This window comes from Citrobacter sp. Cb028 (genome assembly GCF_030336705.1).
Classification (GTDB): Bacteria; Pseudomonadota; Gammaproteobacteria; order Enterobacterales; family Enterobacteriaceae; genus Citrobacter; species Citrobacter braakii.
In genome coordinates this window covers 404,585-420,495 of the sequence record NZ_JAOWCZ010000034.1, presented here as the reverse complement: position 1 = coordinate 420,495, position 15,911 = coordinate 404,585, and the positions used below count along the sequence as shown (strand labels likewise).

Sequence of the window (15,911 nt, the reverse complement as noted above, 5' to 3'; positions counted from 1 at the left end):
AAATGATGCCAGTCAGCTAAACCTGACTGGCATTTTTTATGATTAAATAGATGATATTCAGAATTGATATAAGTATCCGAAATCATCATGACATCAACATGGCGTTATTCTTCGCTGCTGGCAGCACTTCTGCTCCCAGTTTCTGTAGCTCAGGCCGACGAACTTCAGGCAAAACAGTACGCTGATTTTGACAGCTACGTGCTGGCCCTCTCCTGGCAAACCGGATTTTGTCAGAGCCAACACGAGAGAAATCGTCAAGAGCCCGACGAATGTCGTCTGCAAAAAGAGAGCGCGGATAAAGCAGATTTCCTGACCGTTCACGGTTTATGGCCCAGCCTGCCAAAATCCATCGCCGCCCGTGGAGTAGACAACCGCCGCTGGATGCGCTTTGGCTGCGCGACTCGCCCTATTCCCAACCTGCCTGAAGCGCGCGCCAGCCGTAAATGCGCGGCTCCCGAAACGGGCCTGTCGCTGGAAAGCGCGGCAAAACTCAGTGCCGTAATGCCCGGTGCCGGCGGGAGATCTTGTCTGGAACGTTACGAATATGCCAAGCATGGCGCCTGTTTCGGTTTTGATCCCGACGCATACTTCGGCACGATGGTACGGATGAATAATGAGGTTAAGAACAGCGAGGCTGGCAAATTCCTCGCGGAAAACTACGGCAAAACCGTCAGCCGCAGCGCATTTGACGCCGCCGTCGCTAAAAGCTGGGGAAGAGAGAACGTCAAAGCCGTGAAGTTAAGCTGCCACGGCAATCCGGCCTATCTCACAGAAATCCAGTTGTCCCTGAAAGCCGACACCATTAACCAGGCGTTATCCGCACAGTCATTCTTACCGCAACCGCATCCGGGTAACTGCGGTAAACAGTTTATTATCGACAAAGTGGGATACTGAAAATAACGACCGGCGCGGCAAGCTGGTGTCGGTCCATATGGTTAGCGTTTTGAACGGGCATCCGGGCGAACTAAATCAAAGCGGTGTGTTTCACTGATCGAATAATACGCCGTTGGCCCGCCCGCACGCAGTACCGGTTTTGCTTTCGCCGTCTGGTAGATGCCGCCTTCCAGTAGCGTTTCATCAATATGAATGCCCACCACTTCTCCCAGCACCAGCCAGGTTTCAACAGGCGAACCATCAGCGGTGGTCAGTTGCAGACTTTGCGATAAGCGACACTCAAAATTGACTGGGCTTTGCGCCACGCGCGGCACGCTGACTATCCGACTATCTGCTTTGCTAAGCCCGGCGGCAAAAAACTCATCCTCGCCGTGAGGCAAGCTGGCTGACGTTTCGTTCATCGCGCTGGCCAGCTCAAGAGTCGTCAGATTCCAGACAAACTCACCGGTGTCGATAATATTCTGCACGCTATCTTTCCAGCCGCTGCTGGCGAAACCGATAATCGGCGGATGATAATTAAAGCAGTTAAAGAAACTGTACGGTGCAAGATTATGCCGACCGTCGCTGTCGCGGGATGCAATCCAGCCAATAGGGCGCGGTCCAATGATGGCATTCAGCGGGTCATGCGGTAAACCGTGTCCTTGTGATGGTTGATAGAAATACATAGCGTTCTCTGTTGAAGTTAACATCAGCGCAGCACAAATTATGCTTCGCTCATCTCCCTGGAAAAAGAAGATCAGCGTAGAACAATCCGCTAAAGATTACGATTGAATAAAGTTGAGCAGATCGCCGTTGATCTGTTGTTTATGGGTAGTGCAAATGCCATGCGAACCGCCAACATACACCTTCAACTGCGCGTCCGGCAGTATTTCCGCCGCAACCTTTCCGCAGGTTTCAAACGGGACAATCTGATCGTCATCACCATGGATCACCAGCGTCGGGATAGTCATCTTTTTGAGATCCTCACGCAGGTCAGTTTCTGAAAACGCGTGAATACAGTCGTACAACGCTTTGATGGAACCTTGTAAGCCCTGTTCAACAAAGCTTTCACGAACGGCTTTCGACGCATTTACGCCCGGGCGGTTGTAGCCATAAAATGCAGCGGTCAGTTCATAGAAGAAGGCAGCGCGATCGTTTATCACTCCCTCACGGATGCCATCAAACACCTCTTTCGGCACACCATTTGGGTTAAAGTCGGTCTTGATCATTATGGGCGTCACCGCGCCGATTAACACCGCTTTGGCTACCCGCTGCATTCCATGGCGACCAATGTACCTCGCCACTTCCCCGCCCCCGGTAGAGTGTCCGACATGTACGGCATCTTTAAGATTGAGATGCGCGGTAAGTTCAGCCAGATCGTCAGCATACTGATCCATATTGTGACCATCCCAGGGTTGGGCTGAACGCCCATGCCCACGCCTGTCATGGGCGATCACCCGAAATCCTTTCGACCCGAGGAACAGCATCTGATCTTCAAACGCATCTGCCGTCAGCGGCCAGCCATGGCTAAAGACTATAGGCTGCCCACTTCCCCAATCTTTAAAATGCAAATAGCTGCCGTCTTTCAAGGTAAGTTTGTCGTACTGGCTCATGAGATCTCCTGTCGCGGAACACTGAGTTGTTTGACGCGCCCGCAGCGAGCGCTTAAAAAGCATAATGCAAATTGGAGAACGATCGCGTTTTTCGGCTAAAATCACACCATACGCAACAATATTGATGATTTGCCTGAATGTGAACTAAATCACTTCAAACCAGGGGTAAGTCTCAGTATCATCATAAAAGCTAAACCCTTGCCGCCTGACGGTGAGGGTTTTCTTTTGGGATTATTTACCTGCGCACCCGCAGTATCGACGACATGGAGTAACAAATGTCCAGACCAACTATCATCATTAACGACCTCGATGCGGAACGCATTGACCGCCTGTTGGAGCAACCTGCGTTTGCTGGTTTACCGATTGCCGACGCCCTGAACGCCGAGCTGGATCGTGCCCAAATGTGTTCACCAGAAACCATGCCGCACGATGTCGTGACCATGAACAGCCGCGTGAAATTCCGCAATCTGAGTGATGGCGAAGTCCGTGTGCGTACCCTGGTGTATCCGGCCAATATGACTGACAGCAGCACACAGCTTTCGGTAATGGCACCTGTTGGCGCTGCACTTCTGGGCCTGCGCGTTGGCGACACCATTCACTGGGAACTACCAGGCGGGACCTCAACACACCTCGAAGTCATTGAGCTTGAGTACCAACCTGAAGCTGCGGGCGACTACCTGCGCTAACTCTGTCTTATCAAAGCCACTCGCTTTATCTTACAGGGGATGCATCCGCATCCTCTTTCCGGTTAGCCCCCAACTCCTGACCCTCACCTTATCTCCTGTTCGCAAAACATAAATCTGTGTCGTGACTGACAGAATCATTTTTAATACTATGCTGATATGTGTTCATGTAATGACAAGGAGAATGTTTATGTACAACACAATCATAATGCCTGTTGATGTATTCGAAATGGAACTGAGCGACAAGGCTATTCGCCATGCAGAATTTCTGGCACAGGAAAACGGGGTTATTCATCTGCTGCATGTGCTGCCAGGCTCAGCAAGCTTAAGCCTGCACCGCTTTGCAGCCGATGTCCGTCGTTTTGAAGAGCATCTACAACACGAAGCGGAAACTCGTCTGCAAACGATGGTCGGTCACTTCAGCATCGATCCTTCCCGTATTAAACAACACGTCCGCTTTGGCAGCGTACGTGACGTCGTCAACGAGTTGGGTGAAGAGTTGAATGCGGATGTGGTCGTCATTGGATCGCGCAACCCATCAATCAGCACTCATCTGCTCGGCTCAAACGCTTCCAGCGTTGTTCGCCACGCTACTCTGCCAGTGCTGGTTGTACGTTAATAGCCTCTAATTTGCTAAAGAAAACCCCTGCCAGGTTAACGCCTGACAGGGGTTTTTATTGCCTGACGATCAGTACAAATGACCGATATTCACGATAGTACTAACCGTATCGCCAAAGAACGTCAGACGACCCAGGAATACGCCAACAAACAGCAGGACAAAGAGCGCTTTTGCACGACGCTCGCCCTGGCGGCTGAGGACAAAGGCCACCGCCAGACACACCAGACTTGCCAGATAAAGCGGCGACGTCAGCCAGGCATGTGCCGTCATCTGCATGATGGTGCCACCACTTAGCCAGATAATGGGCGCGGCAATCATGACCGCCATACAAACGACAATCCCCTGACGCAATGCGGCAACGGCAGGCGTGAGGTTAAGCAGCGGAATCGCCGCACAACCCATAACCCACACCGTGATGAAGAACAGCAGCATCGTCAGACCGTTGGCGATCGCCACCATCGCCGGGGCGGCATAGGTCATCCCCTGTACCGCCACCAGCGCGATCCCGAGAACAGAGGCCAGAATGGCCGGCGCTTTGTGCCCTTTTGCCAAAAACGTCACGCCCACCGCCGCGCCGTATAAAGTTGCGCCGAGAATCTCACGGCTCAGCCAGGCATGCTGGAGGTTAATCAGGGCATTGTAGGCGCGATCCGGATGCGCAAGGTGCAATACCGCCGCCACGGAAGCAGCCGCCAGAACCAGCCCGCTTACCAGCCAGTACAGGCGCTTGCTTTCCAGTTTCCCTTGCAGCGAGCGCAGCGTCAGAATGAGCGTTATACCAACCGACATCTGGCTCAATACGGTAAAAATAACCAGAGGGAATTCATACTTTTCCATTACTTGCCCTCCGGTTGCTTCGGTTGACGCGCGAGGATAAAACGTGTGCCAGGATTAAGCTGCGGCATACGTGGGAATCCCGGCGGATACTGTACGGCATTGTTGGGGATCGGATCGGCATCCAGATCGATAAGCGTCAGGGCGCCTACCGGGCAGGCACTCACGCATGCCGGCTGCATACCGACATCGAGACGCTCGTAGCACATGCTGCATTTTTCCGCTTTTTTCGTCTCTTCATTAAAGCGCGGCGCACCGTATGGGCAATTGCGGATACAGTTTTTGCATCCGATACAACGTTCCGGATTATGCACCACAACACCATCCTCGCGTTTGGTGTACGCCTCTACCGGACAAGCCGCCAGGCAGGCCGGATTTTCGCAATGGTTACAGGCCAGCGAGTAGAACGCTCGCTCCTCATGCGGATAAATTTCTTTATCCAGCGGGTAGACATAGCGCCAGAAACGTTCAGGCTCCAGCTGATTAAAACTCTTACACGCCATCGCACAGCCACGGCAGCCGATGCACTTATCGCTATTGACTAAAAACGCGCGTCTCATGCCGCAGCTCCTTCATTTCCTGACAGAGTAATATCTACAAATTGACTGTGTATGGCCGCACCGGGCGCGCCTGTCGCCATTTTTCCCATATCGGCGGGCGTATCTTTGACCACATTCTGTACGTTGTAACTAAGCTTGTTGAACCAGGATTCGTACATCACAAGAAAATCTTCCGGCACATTAGTGGTAATTTTGGCTCGCAACTCAACATGGCCCACCTCGTTGAAGACTTTGACGTGAGCACCCTCAGTGATGCCCTTTTTCTGTGCAGCAAGCGGGTGGATATAAACAAAGGGTTCTGGCCAGAAAACCTGCATCCAGTCCAGATTGACAAACTGCGAGTGCAGACCGTACTGAAGATGAGGTGTAAACAGGTGGAACGGCAGCGCACCCTGTGCACCCGCTTTATATTCCGGCAAAGCCGTGTGACCATTTTCCGCACAACGTTCTGATTTGAACTCGTACTTGCCTGACGGCGTTTTGAACTTGCGATCGTACCAGGCCGCGGTGCTGACCATTTTTGCTTTGCGTGGTCCTTCCAGCAGGTCATCCCAGCCCGCAATGCCAAACTGTTTCCCCATCCCCTCATTAAATTCCTGATCCAACCAGCGTTTGGCATCAAACGCCTGCGGGAAGGTACATGAACCGAGTTCCAGTTTATTGATGGTTTTGGACAGCAGCGCCGCGATTTCCGGATCGCTCTTGCACTCATACAGCGGTTTGATAGCCGGCTCGTTGACGGATAACCAGTAGTGCCAATAAGACGAAGAGACATCCCATTGTTCAAAGGTGGTAGTGACAGGCAGCACGATATCCGCATGTTGGACGGTTTCGTTGAAGAACTGGTCGACACAAACCACCATTTCCAGTTTATCAAACGCTTTGATCATCTTGTTGCGGTCGAAATCCTGAGCAAACGGGTTTTTAGAGGCCACCCACAGCATCCGTACCGGTGGTTCACTGGCGTCCAGAATCCCTTGCGCCGTCTGGTTGATATTCAGCGCACGATCGGAGTATTCGCTCTTCTCACCGCTATCGCTGACAAACTCACCCACCGGACCACCTGCGCCTTTTATTCCGACAGAACCTGCAGGGGGCTTCTGCATCATTCCATGGTAGTTATAACCCCATGTCTGCAGATGACCGTAGCGGGCACCGCCGCCCTCAATACCAATATTGCCAGTCATTGCCACAAAGGCATCGATCGCCCGTACGTTAGCGCCGCCGTTAACATGGCGCTGCATGCCGTAGCCAATCCACACGGTGGCAGGATTAACCGCCGTAAACTCTTCCGCTAACTGGCGAATGACATCCGCCGACAGACCGCAAATTTCAGCGGCCCACTCGACGGTCACACTGCTGCGCAGATAAGCTTCGAATTCCGGGTATCCGTGGGAATAGTTATTGACGAAATCCTGATCAACTAAACCTTTATCCACCAGGTGACGCGCCATGCCCAGCGCCAGAGCGCCATCTGAGCCTGGGCGAACACGTAAATAAAGATCGGCTTTCGCGGCGGTCTGCGTTAACAGCGGATCGATAACGACCACTTTTGCGCCTTTCTCCCGCGCCTGATAGATGTATTTCATAGTGTGCATAGAGCACCAGGCCGGATTCGCGCCCCAGATGATGATATATTTTGCTTTAACAAAATCTTCCGGGTCGTTACACCACATATCGCCCATATCATAGTTCTGGGCGTCGATACCGGCTGGCCAGCAAGGTGTCCCGGCAAAACGGGTGGTGTAACCCAGCGAAGACATCATCCCTTCAACGGCATAACCCATCACCCCAAGGTTGCCTGAGTATTTTGACAGCGCCAGCCCCAGCATTGAGCCGTCTTTCTTTTTAATCTCCAGCATCTTGGTCGCAATGCGCTGCATTGCTTCGTCCCAGGAGATACGACGCCAGTTACCGCTGCCGCGAACATCCTGAACCATCGGATATTTAATGCGATCCGGGCTATACACCCGGCGAGGATAAGTCAGACCTTTTACACAGGGTGTTCCATGCGTAAACGTTGACTCAGGCGCGCCTTCCACAAAGGTGATGACGTCATCCTTCACCCAGGTTTTCAGGCTACAGGTGTCATAGCAGTTACGCGGACAGGCGTTGCGAGAAATTTTGTAAGTTTTAGGGTTAAACGGAATTGGCGGTTGCGCCAATGCGCAGCGTGAAGTCAGCAACCCCCCAGGCAGGGCAGCCACGGTTCCAAGGGCAACTAACCCTTTCAAAAATGAACGTCTGTTCAGAACTCCCGGTTCATTACTCATATTGATACTCTCGTGTTTAATTCATCAAGCCAAGAAGACAACCTTCCCGCTACGGTTTTCAGCGTGGCGGTGTGTGCATTTATATTTATTTTTTCGATATACTCGGGCACCCACAGCGCTATATATTCACTTACATACTGAGTGAGGGCGACCTGGTATTTAGCTGATGTTCTGGCATTAGCCGATAATAAAACCGCCAATTCCAATACATATGAAATATGATCATCCGGTATATTATTTTTGTGGTTTATAGATAAACCTATATTTGCCATGAATTCCCGAATGCTCAAAGTTGATTTACCCATTACGAGGGCATCTTCTTCGAGATAAACCGAAGCGAACGGCGCAGCCTTTAACGTCTGTGGCCCGACAAATAGCGCATTGAAGTCGTACTCCGCGTCCAACCACTCCTGTTCTGTAAGCGTCGAGGCATGTGTTTCCAGAGCTGAATAAGCCGCTTTCAGCGTGTGACTATCGTGAGAAATAAAAAAATCACGCAACAATAACCCTGTCGATTCAAAGATCGTCAGGGTTTCATATATTTCACCCATGAATTAACCAACCATTTATTCATAAAACAAATGAAAACGTAATGCAGGTTGATATAATAAAGAAAACGCCTCATCTTTCTTTGATGAAACTAATGATCAGACTCATTAAATGAATGTGTTATGCGGTTTATTGTTTCAAGAATTGACAATCTGAAAGCGTGGAAATAAAAAACCGCCAGCGGATGGCTGACGGTTTTGGCATTGCAGGTGTGTCTTACTTTTTTTATGCTACTGTCGTGCGAATCAGATAATCAAACGAACTCAATGAGGCCTTCGCGCCTTCACCGGTCGCAATGATGATCTGCTTATACGGTACGGTGGTGCAGTCACCAGCGGCGAAAACCCCCTTCACGCTGGTTTCGCACTTGGCATCGATGATGATTTCACCCATGCGATTACGCTCGACGGCACCTTCCAGCCAGTTGGTGTTTGGCAGCAGACCTATCTGTACAAAGATACCCGCCAGTTCCACACTGTGAACGTCGCCACTCACGCGGTCGCGATACTCCAGGCCGGTGACTTTGCTGCCATCGCCTTTCACTTCTGTCGTTTGCGCATTCAGAATAATATCGACGTTTTTCAGACTGCGAAGCTTATTCTGCAGCACCTGGTCAGCCTTCATTTCAGGTGCGAACTCCAGCAGCGTCACATGTTCAACAATGCCTGCCAGGTCAATAGCAGCTTCAACACCGGAGTTGCCGCCACCAATCACCGCAACGCGCTTGCCTTTGAACAGCGGGCCATCGCAGTGCGGGCAGTAGGTTACGCCTTTGGTGCGATACTGATCTTCGCCCGGAACGTTCATGTTGCGCCATTTCGCACCGGTGGCAATGATAATGCTGCGTGCTTTCAGCACCGCGCCGGATGCCGTTTCAATCTGATGCAAACCGCCTTCCTGCGCCGCCGGAACCAGTTTACTTGCGCTCTGGCTGTCGATCACATCAACATCATAGTCATCAACGTGTGCTTTCAGCGCGCCCGCCAGTTTCTGGCCTTCGGTTTTCGGTACCGAGATGTAGTTTTCAATATCAACGGTATCAAGAACCTGACCGCCAAAACGTTCGCCCATCAGACCGGTGCGAATACCTTTACGTGCAGAGTACACTGCCGCTGCCGCCCCCGCAGGACCGGAACCGACAATCAGCACGTCATAAGCATCACGTTTGTTCAGCTCTTGTGCCGCACGTTTTTCTGCGCCGCTATCTACTTTCGCCACGATCTCAGTCAGCGTCATACGCCCCTGACCGAACTCTTTGCCGTTCATATACACCGCCGGAACGCCCATCACGTTGCGATCGGTAATTTCGTTCTGGAATGTACCGCCGTCAATCGCCGTATGCTTGATGCGTGGATTCAGTACCGACATCAGGTTCAGCGCCTGTACCACGTCCGGACAGTTATGACAGGAAAGCGAATAATAGGTTTCAAACTCAAAATCACCGTCGAGATCGCGGATCTGCTCCAGCAACGCCTGCGCCTCTTTTGACGGATGACCACCGGTCCACAGCAGCGCCAGCACCAGGGAGGTAAACTCATGGCCCAGCGGAGAACCGGCAAAGCGCGGCCCCTGGTGAGAACCTGGATTGGTGATCAGGAACGATGGCTTGCGTACCGCCAGAGTATTGTCTTCTTTAAAGGTGACTTTTTCTGACAGTTCAGCAATTTCAGTCAGCAGTTCCTTGATTTCTGCCGATTTAGCGCTGTCATCCAGCGTAGCAATCAGCTCAACAGGTTTGGTCAGTTTCTCAAGATAAGCCTTGAGCTGGGTTTTCATATTTGTGTCGAGCATTCTTCTTCCCTCTCTGAAAACATCATCATGCAAGCCGACTTTGCGGGACTGCATTAATGCAACTTGCGTCATGGTGCTGGAATGAAACAGGCGCAAACTTGCGCCTGTGGAATGGCCGGATGCACTGCGTTTATCCGGCCGACAAATTATGCGACTTAAATCTTACCGACCAGATCTAAGGATGGAGCCAGGGTCGCTTCGCCTTCTTTCCATTTCGCCGGGCAAACTTCACCTGGGTGAGAGGCAACGTACTGTGCGGCTTTAATTTTACGCAGCAGGTCAGACGCATCACGGCCGATACCTTCAGCGGTAACTTCGATTGCCTGGATGATACCCTGCGGGTCTACAACGAAGGTTGCGCGGTCAGCCAGACCTTCATCTTCACGCATGTTGTCGAAGTTACGGGTCAGGGCGCCAGTCGGGTCGCCGATCATCGCGTATTTGATTTTCGCGATGGTGTCAGAGCTGCTGTGCCATGCTTTGTGGGTGAAGTGGGTGTCAGTAGATACGGAATAGACATCTACGCCCAGTTTCTGCAGTTCTTCGTAGTGGTCAGCCACATCACCCAGCTCGGTCGGGCAAACGAAAGTAAAGTCAGCCGGGTAGAAGAAGAAGACGCTCCAGCGACCTTCGGTATCTTTCTCGGTTACTTCGATGAACTCACCGTTTTTGAACGCCTGGTTTTTGAAAGGTTTAATTTTGGTATTAATCAAAGACATCTGTACTTCCTCCGTGTTTTCGTTGAGAGATAAGTTAACGAAAATCTCTTCGCAGGGCTAATGCGTTTCCTTTATCAAATCAATAAGCGTTAACTAACAACCCACTCAAACTCATGTTGTGAACCTAAAGATAAAAGTAAAAAAGGCCCCCTTTGCAGGGAGCCTCATTACCCGAGCTACCCGCAGGTAACGTCAGTGCCAGCAGGGCTGGCTATGTGTTGCGCTCTACATTACCTTAACAAAGGTCGTAACAGCGATTGGGATTACATCACCCCACTCAAGAAAGGGCAATCGACAGACGGTCGATCTTACCTATGGCTGCGATAGGTTTTGCAACTTAGCCCCCTTTCCTTCTGATTTTATAAGGAAAATCAATGTTTAAACGTACCTTACTCTTAACCCTGCTTCCTGCCGTGGTGCACGCCGAAGAACTTCCTGCCCCCATTAAAGCTATTGAGAAACAGGGCATTACTATTCTGAAACCCTTCGACGCGCCGGGTGGAATGAAGGGCTACCTGGGAAAATACCAGGATATGGGCGTTACTATTTATGTTACGCCTGACGGTAAACACGCCATTTCCGGTTATATGTATAACGAAAAAGGCGAAAACCTCAGTAATACGCTGATAGAAAAAGAGATCTACGCCCCTGCCGGGCGCGAAATGTGGCAGCGAATGGAAAAAGCATCCTGGATTCTGGACGGGAAAAAAGAGGCTCCGGTCATTGTTTACGTGTTTGCCGATCCCTTCTGTCCCTATTGCAAACAGTTCTGGCAGCAGGCTCGCCCGTGGGTGGACTCAGGTAAAGTTCAGTTGCGCACATTACTGGTTGGCGTAATTAAACCCGAAAGCCCGGCTACCGCCGCAGCGATTCTGGCCGCAAAAGATCCGGCCAAGACCTGGCATGACTATGAGGCATCCGGTGGGAAAATGAAGCTACAAATCCCGACCTCCGTCTCACCGGAGCAGATGAAGGTATTGAATATCAATCAAAAGTTGATGGATGATTTAGGCGCCAACGTCACGCCGGCTATCTATTACATGAGTAAAGACGATACGTTACAACAGGAAATCGGCTTACCGGATAAGGAGAAATTAAACATTATCATGGGTAATAAATAAATGTGAAAAAATGAGTGGTTGTTATCATTCCCATGTCAATCACTCATTTAGATTAACTTTTTTGGTCAAAATTACGCAACATGTGCTATTTTTAGTTTAAATTAATAATTCATTAAGCACACAAACATAAACCACAAGAATATTCACAACTTAAAATATTTCAGAATTAAATTTTTCAAAACATGACCATCACAGGAAGGTATGTATGGCTAACCTCTATGACCTTAAAAAGTTCGATCTCAATCTATTGGTTATCTTTGAGTGTATTTATCAACATTTGAGTATCACTAAAGCTGCCGAAACTTTGTATATCACCCCCTCTGCCGTTAGCCAGTCACTGCAACGGCTACGCACACAATTTAATGACCCACTGTTTATCCGCTCCGGAAAAGGCATAACACCAACGATTATGGGGATTAACCTTCATCATCATCTTGAGAAAAATCTCAACAGTCTGGAGCAGACAATAAACATCATGAATAACTCCAGTCTGAAGAAAAAATTCATTATTTACTGTCCACAACTACCAACAATTATCAACATCGAGGAAATTATTCATTTTGTCAGAGAAGAATCTCATGTCGAAATTGAGCACCATAACATACTCATCACTGCTGAAAGTACGGAAAATCTGTTGGCTTACAGAAAAGCAGATTTAGTCATTGCTACCGCTCCAGTGAGTAATCGCTCGATAATATGCTCGCCATTTAAAACTGTCGAAACAATATTAGTTTGCAACAAAAACCACCCGAGAATTAATGGAGAAAGTACGCTTGAAACAATATTAAAAGAACAGTTCACGCAACTTATTTCTGAAGATACAGGCGTTAAGGAATACTGGCAACAAACCAGCACATTGCTGGCTAATCGAGATGTTGGCTTCCGCAGCGACTCATTAATAACGATCATTAACATTATTTCAAATACGGACATCATAGGTCTGCTACCAAGAGATATTTACGAACAATATACCGGATCATTTAATTTAAAAGAGATCTGTATCGATATTCCCTTGCCAAAAATAAATTTATTTTTGATGTATAACAGAGCATCACTCAACAATACTGGCTTCGTTAATTTAATTAATAAAATAAATGATAAACATGATCAAAGAACTACCAAGTAGAACTTTACCTATTCATTTTAAATATTTATGAATGAGCATAATTCAAAATAGCCATGAATGTATTAAAACGTTGCACCTGGAAAAAATTAGCATATCTTATTGTCAGCATTTGTTATTGTTTTAAATAATAATTTTGATATGAGTTTAATATGTCTATTTATAAAATCCCGCTTGATCAAAACGTGCTGGACGCCGCTCTGGAGCGCATAACCTGGGCGCTGGAAACTCTGCCTCGGGTTTGTGTCTCTTTCTCCGGCGGGAAAGATTCAGGACTGATGCTACATCTGACAGCTATGCTTGCACGCCAACTGCATAAAAAAATTGACGTACTATTTATCGACTGGGAAGCCCAGTTTTCCTGCACTATTGATTATGTTGAGGCGCTTCGTGCACGTTATTCTGATGTCATCGAGCGCTTTTATTGGGTGGCTTTACCGCTCACCACCCAGAATTCCCTCTCTCAATTTCAGCCAGAATGGCAGTGTTGGGAACCAGGTACTCCGTGGGTTCGCCAGCCTCCCACGGATGCCATAACCGATCCAGAGTATTTCTCCTTCTATCAACCCGGCATGACCTTTGAACAATTTGTTCGCGAGTTCGCTGACTGGTATTCAGAGAAACGTCCAGCCGGCATGATGGTCGGGATCCGCGCCGATGAGTCATATAATCGTTTTGTCGCCATTGCCAATTCGCAAAAGCAGCGCTTTGCCGATGATAAACCCTGGACCACCAGCGCCCCCGGCGGGCATACCTGGTATATTTACCCGATTTATGACTGGAAAACTGCCGATATCTGGACCTGGTTCGCAAAAACCAGAATGTCGTGCAATCCCTTATACAATCTCATGTATCAGGCCGGTGTCCCAACACGTTACATGCGTATTTGTGAGCCCTTTGGCCCGGAACAGCGTCAGGGATTATGGCTATATCACGTCATTGAACCCGAGCGCTGGGCAGCCATGTGCGCCCGTGTCAGCGGTGTAAAAAGTGGCGGAATTTATGCCGGTCACGACAACCATTTTTACGGGCACCGCAAAATATTGAAACCCGAACATTTAAACTGGCAGGAATACGCCATGCTGCTACTCAACAGTATGCCGGAAACGACCGCTGAGCATTATCGCAATAAAATCGCCATCTATTTGCAGTGGTATAAGAAAAAGGGCATGGACAATATCCCGCAAACTCAGGAAAAAGATATTGGCTCAGCGGATATTCCGTCGTGGCGGCGTATCTGTAAAGTCCTGCTGAATAACGACTACTGGTGCCGGGCGCTGTCATTCAGCCCCACAAAACCCAAAAACTACCAACGTTATAATGAACGCATGAAAATAAAACGCCAGCAATGGGGAATCTTATGCAACACCGACTAACTCAAGAACTCACTGGTTTTCTTTCTGGGCTGTCAGAAGAAGAGCGAATTGAAGCAATCAACCAATTCAGAATGGCTATCCACAGCGTCAGCCCTTTTCGCGAAGAGCCAGTAGATTGTGTACTATGGATTAAAAATGAGCATATCTCACCCAATGACTATAACCCCAATAACGTTGCGCCTCCGGAGAAAAAACTGCTGCAGAAATCCCTCGAAGCAGACGGATTCACGCAGCCCATCGTGGTAGTTCACTCCACGGCGGAAGAATACGAAATTGTCGATGGTTTCCACCGTCATGAGCTAGGTAAAAGCAAACCGTCGCTGAAATCACGCCTGCATGGCTACCTGCCGGTCACCTGTTTACAGCGTGAACGCCATGAACGCATGGCAGCGACAATTCGTCATAACCGTGCCCGTGGGCGGCATAAAATTCATGCCATGTCGGAAATCGTTCGTGAATTATCGCTCCTGGGATGGAGCGCAGAGAAAATCAGTAAAGAGTTAGGTATGGACGACGATGAGGTTTTACGTCTGAAACAAATTAACGGTCTGCAAGAGTTATTTGCCGACCGTCGCTTCTCCAAAGCCTGGACAGTAAAATAACTACAGCGCAACCAGACGTTCGGCTGCCGCCAGCAGCGTCGATTCTTGCTTGGCAAAACATAGGCGAATCAGCTTATGCGGGAAAGGATCGGCGCAGAAAACCGACAACGGGATCGCGGCAACGCCCACTTCTTTGGTCAGCCACTGGCAAAACTCAACGTCGTTAAGCGTGGAGACGACACTGTAATCGACCAGCAGAAAATAGGTGCCTTCACACGGCAAAATTTCCAGTCGGCTGTCACGCAGCGCGTTCACCAACACATCGCGTTTTTTCTGATAAAAGGCTGGCAACTCACGATAGTGTGTTGGATCCTCCCGCAGCATATCCGCCAGCGCCAGCTGAGCCGGCGTATTAACTGAGAACGTCAGATACTGGTGTACCTTGCGTAATTCAGCGCTAATGGCGGCAGGCGCAACGCAATAGCCGACTTTCCAGCCGGTCATATGGTAGGTCTTCCCAAACGATGAAACGGCAACGGCGCGTTCGCGCAGGTGTGAATGCGCCAGCACGCTGGCATGTCCCTGTCCGGCGAAGCAAATGTGCTCATAAACTTCGTCGCTAATGACAAAGATCTCACGTTCTTTAATTGCCTGCCACAGGGCATCAAAATCGGCGTGATGCCATACGGTGGCGGAAGGGTTGTGCGGCGTGTTAAGGATCACCAGTCGGGTACGTTCGCTGAGTACAGCGCTAAATTCCTGCCAGTTGACGCGAAAAGACGGCGGTTGCAGCGCGATACGTTTAACTACGCCGCCGGATAATTCGACCGCGGGCGCATAGCTGTCGTAGCTCGGGTCAAAACAAATCACCTCATCGCCAGGACGCACCAGCGCCGTAATTGCGGCGAACAGCGCTTCTGTGGCCCCCGCCGTCACGGTCACTTCACTATTCGCATCAGGTTTATAGCCGTACAACTGCGCGGTTTTATCCGCAATGGCTTCGCGTAACGGCTGTACGCCCGTCATCGGCGCATACTGGTTTGCGCCATGCGCGACGTGATACGCCAGACGTTCCTGCAAAAAGAGTGGCCCGTCAAAATCAGGAAATCCCTGCGAGAGGTTAATGGCCTGATGCTGCTGCGCCAGCGCGCTCATTTGCGTGAAGATAGTGGTGCCAAGATTAGGCAGTTTGCTTTGCGGAATCAGCGGGTTATTACTCATTATTGTTATCCCAG

The 15,911-nt window shown here is 49.8% G+C and carries 16 protein-coding genes; 7 read left to right on the top strand and 9 right to left on the bottom strand.

Annotation, left to right across the window (positions count from 1 at the left end; all coding sequences use genetic code 11):
• Positions 1-87 precede the first annotated feature (87 nt).
• Positions 88-894 carry a ribonuclease I gene (gene rna, locus OGV75_RS11470; protein WP_115190837.1) on the top strand — a complete coding sequence of 269 codons (807 nt, stop codon included), beginning with the start codon at positions 88-90 and terminating at the stop codon, positions 892-894.
• 41 nt (positions 895-935) lie between these two features.
• On the opposite strand, the gene OGV75_RS11465 is transcribed toward rna, so the two are convergent.
• Both OGV75_RS11465 and OGV75_RS11460 read right to left on the bottom strand, forming a co-directional pair.
• Entirely contained in the window at positions 936-1,559 is a 624-nt protein-coding gene (locus tag OGV75_RS11465; RefSeq protein WP_016155958.1) for a flavin reductase family protein, read from the bottom strand.
• A gap of 96 nt (positions 1,560-1,655) precedes the next feature.
• Entirely contained in the window at positions 1,656-2,486 is an 831-nt protein-coding gene (locus OGV75_RS11460; RefSeq protein ID WP_286480686.1) for an alpha/beta fold hydrolase, read from the bottom strand.
• 275 nt (positions 2,487-2,761) lie between these two features.
• Between OGV75_RS11460 and rnk the strand changes: the two genes are divergently transcribed.
• Together rnk and uspG are read left to right on the top strand one after the other, a co-directional pair.
• Positions 2,762-3,172 (top strand): nucleoside diphosphate kinase regulator, encoded by a 411-nt coding sequence (gene rnk / locus OGV75_RS11455; protein ID WP_005120853.1) that lies wholly within the window; start codon positions 2,762-2,764, stop codon positions 3,170-3,172.
• A gap of 187 nt (positions 3,173-3,359) precedes the next feature.
• Positions 3,360-3,788, top strand: a complete 429-nt coding sequence (uspG, locus tag OGV75_RS11450; protein ID WP_016152215.1) for a universal stress protein UspG — start codon at positions 3,360-3,362, stop codon at positions 3,786-3,788.
• A gap of 69 nt (positions 3,789-3,857) precedes the next feature.
• Here uspG and OGV75_RS11445 read toward each other — a convergent pair whose 3' ends face one another.
• From OGV75_RS11445 to ahpC, 6 genes are all read right to left on the bottom strand, one after another.
• Complete coding sequence (locus OGV75_RS11445; RefSeq protein WP_286480685.1) at positions 3,858-4,625, bottom strand: dimethyl sulfoxide reductase anchor subunit family protein; 768 nt, start codon at positions 4,623-4,625, stop codon at positions 3,858-3,860.
• On the bottom strand, positions 4,625-5,182 hold the full coding sequence (locus OGV75_RS11440) for a 4Fe-4S dicluster domain-containing protein (RefSeq protein ID WP_047415127.1): 558 nt from the start codon (positions 5,180-5,182) through the stop codon (positions 4,625-4,627). Before OGV75_RS11440 ends, OGV75_RS11445 begins: the two co-directional genes overlap by 1 nt.
• Entirely contained in the window at positions 5,179-7,455 is a 2,277-nt protein-coding gene (locus OGV75_RS11435; protein WP_286480684.1) for a molybdopterin-dependent oxidoreductase, read from the bottom strand. Before OGV75_RS11435 ends, OGV75_RS11440 begins: the two co-directional genes overlap by 4 nt.
• Positions 7,452-8,006 (bottom strand): TorD/DmsD family molecular chaperone, encoded by a 555-nt coding sequence (locus tag OGV75_RS11430; RefSeq protein ID WP_049269777.1) that lies wholly within the window; start codon positions 8,004-8,006, stop codon positions 7,452-7,454. Before OGV75_RS11430 ends, OGV75_RS11435 begins: the two co-directional genes overlap by 4 nt.
• Positions 8,007-8,229: 223 nt before the next feature.
• Positions 8,230-9,795, bottom strand: a complete 1,566-nt coding sequence (gene ahpF, locus OGV75_RS11425; protein WP_016152210.1) for an alkyl hydroperoxide reductase subunit F — start codon at positions 9,793-9,795, stop codon at positions 8,230-8,232.
• 155 nt (positions 9,796-9,950) lie between these two features.
• On the bottom strand, positions 9,951-10,514 hold the full coding sequence (gene ahpC, locus OGV75_RS11420) for an alkyl hydroperoxide reductase subunit C (RefSeq protein ID WP_004859485.1): 564 nt from the start codon (positions 10,512-10,514) through the stop codon (positions 9,951-9,953).
• A 374-nt stretch (positions 10,515-10,888) separates the two neighbouring features.
• Here ahpC and dsbG point away from each other — a divergent pair, with 374 nt between their 5' ends.
• The 4 genes from dsbG (at position 10,889) to OGV75_RS11400 (ending at position 14,736) form a co-directional block, all read left to right on the top strand.
• Positions 10,889-11,635 (top strand): thiol:disulfide interchange protein DsbG, encoded by a 747-nt coding sequence (gene dsbG, locus OGV75_RS11415; protein WP_286480682.1) that lies wholly within the window; start codon positions 10,889-10,891, stop codon positions 11,633-11,635.
• Between the two features lie 205 nt (positions 11,636-11,840).
• On the top strand, positions 11,841-12,761 hold the full coding sequence (gene citR, locus OGV75_RS11410) for a DNA-binding transcriptional repressor CitR (protein ID WP_053388572.1): 921 nt from the start codon (positions 11,841-11,843) through the stop codon (positions 12,759-12,761).
• A gap of 149 nt (positions 12,762-12,910) precedes the next feature.
• Positions 12,911-14,134, top strand: coding sequence for a phosphoadenosine phosphosulfate reductase (locus OGV75_RS11405; protein WP_131351919.1), 1,224 nt, complete (start codon positions 12,911-12,913; stop codon positions 14,132-14,134).
• The gene (locus OGV75_RS11400; protein WP_046275109.1) at positions 14,119-14,736 is read left to right on the top strand and encodes an IbrB-like domain-containing protein; all 618 of its coding nucleotides are present in this window, start codon (positions 14,119-14,121) and stop codon (positions 14,734-14,736) included. Before OGV75_RS11405 ends, OGV75_RS11400 begins: the two co-directional genes overlap by 16 nt.
• Here the strand turns inward: OGV75_RS11400 and OGV75_RS11395 are convergent, their stop codons facing one another.
• A complete protein-coding gene (locus OGV75_RS11395) occupies positions 14,737-15,897 on the bottom strand; it encodes a pyridoxal phosphate-dependent aminotransferase (protein ID WP_286480681.1) in 1,161 nt (386 codons plus the stop codon).
• Positions 15,898-15,911: the final 14 nt, after the last annotated feature.

What these genes read in the sequence shown, in the direction of transcription:
- citR (WP_053388572.1), top strand. Translation starts at nt 11,841, where the DNA reads ATGGCTAACCTCTATGACCTTAAAAAGTTCGATCTCAATCTATTGGTT.
- OGV75_RS11460 (WP_286480686.1), bottom strand. Translation starts at nt 2,486, where the DNA reads ATGAGCCAGTACGACAAACTTACCTTGAAAGACGGCAGCTATTTGCAT.
- rnk (WP_005120853.1), top strand. Translation starts at nt 2,762, where the DNA reads ATGTCCAGACCAACTATCATCATTAACGACCTCGATGCGGAACGCATT.
- OGV75_RS11430 (WP_049269777.1), bottom strand. Translation starts at nt 8,006, where the DNA reads ATGGGTGAAATATATGAAACCCTGACGATCTTTGAATCGACAGGGTTA.
- OGV75_RS11440 (WP_047415127.1), bottom strand. Translation starts at nt 5,182, where the DNA reads ATGAGACGCGCGTTTTTAGTCAATAGCGATAAGTGCATCGGCTGCCGT.
- rna (WP_115190837.1), top strand. Translation starts at nt 88, where the DNA reads ATGACATCAACATGGCGTTATTCTTCGCTGCTGGCAGCACTTCTGCTC.
- OGV75_RS11445 (WP_286480685.1), bottom strand. Translation starts at nt 4,625, where the DNA reads ATGGAAAAGTATGAATTCCCTCTGGTTATTTTTACCGTATTGAGCCAG.
- OGV75_RS11400 (WP_046275109.1), top strand. Translation starts at nt 14,119, where the DNA reads ATGCAACACCGACTAACTCAAGAACTCACTGGTTTTCTTTCTGGGCTG.
- OGV75_RS11405 (WP_131351919.1), top strand. Translation starts at nt 12,911, where the DNA reads ATGTCTATTTATAAAATCCCGCTTGATCAAAACGTGCTGGACGCCGCT.
- ahpC (WP_004859485.1), bottom strand. Translation starts at nt 10,514, where the DNA reads ATGTCTTTGATTAATACCAAAATTAAACCTTTCAAAAACCAGGCGTTC.
- OGV75_RS11395 (WP_286480681.1), bottom strand. Translation starts at nt 15,897, where the DNA reads ATGAGTAATAACCCGCTGATTCCGCAAAGCAAACTGCCTAATCTTGGC.
- ahpF (WP_016152210.1), bottom strand. Translation starts at nt 9,795, where the DNA reads ATGCTCGACACAAATATGAAAACCCAGCTCAAGGCTTATCTTGAGAAA.
- OGV75_RS11465 (WP_016155958.1), bottom strand. Translation starts at nt 1,559, where the DNA reads ATGTATTTCTATCAACCATCACAAGGACACGGTTTACCGCATGACCCG.
- uspG (WP_016152215.1), top strand. Translation starts at nt 3,360, where the DNA reads ATGTACAACACAATCATAATGCCTGTTGATGTATTCGAAATGGAACTG.
- OGV75_RS11435 (WP_286480684.1), bottom strand. Translation starts at nt 7,455, where the DNA reads ATGAGTAATGAACCGGGAGTTCTGAACAGACGTTCATTTTTGAAAGGG.
- dsbG (WP_286480682.1), top strand. Translation starts at nt 10,889, where the DNA reads ATGTTTAAACGTACCTTACTCTTAACCCTGCTTCCTGCCGTGGTGCAC.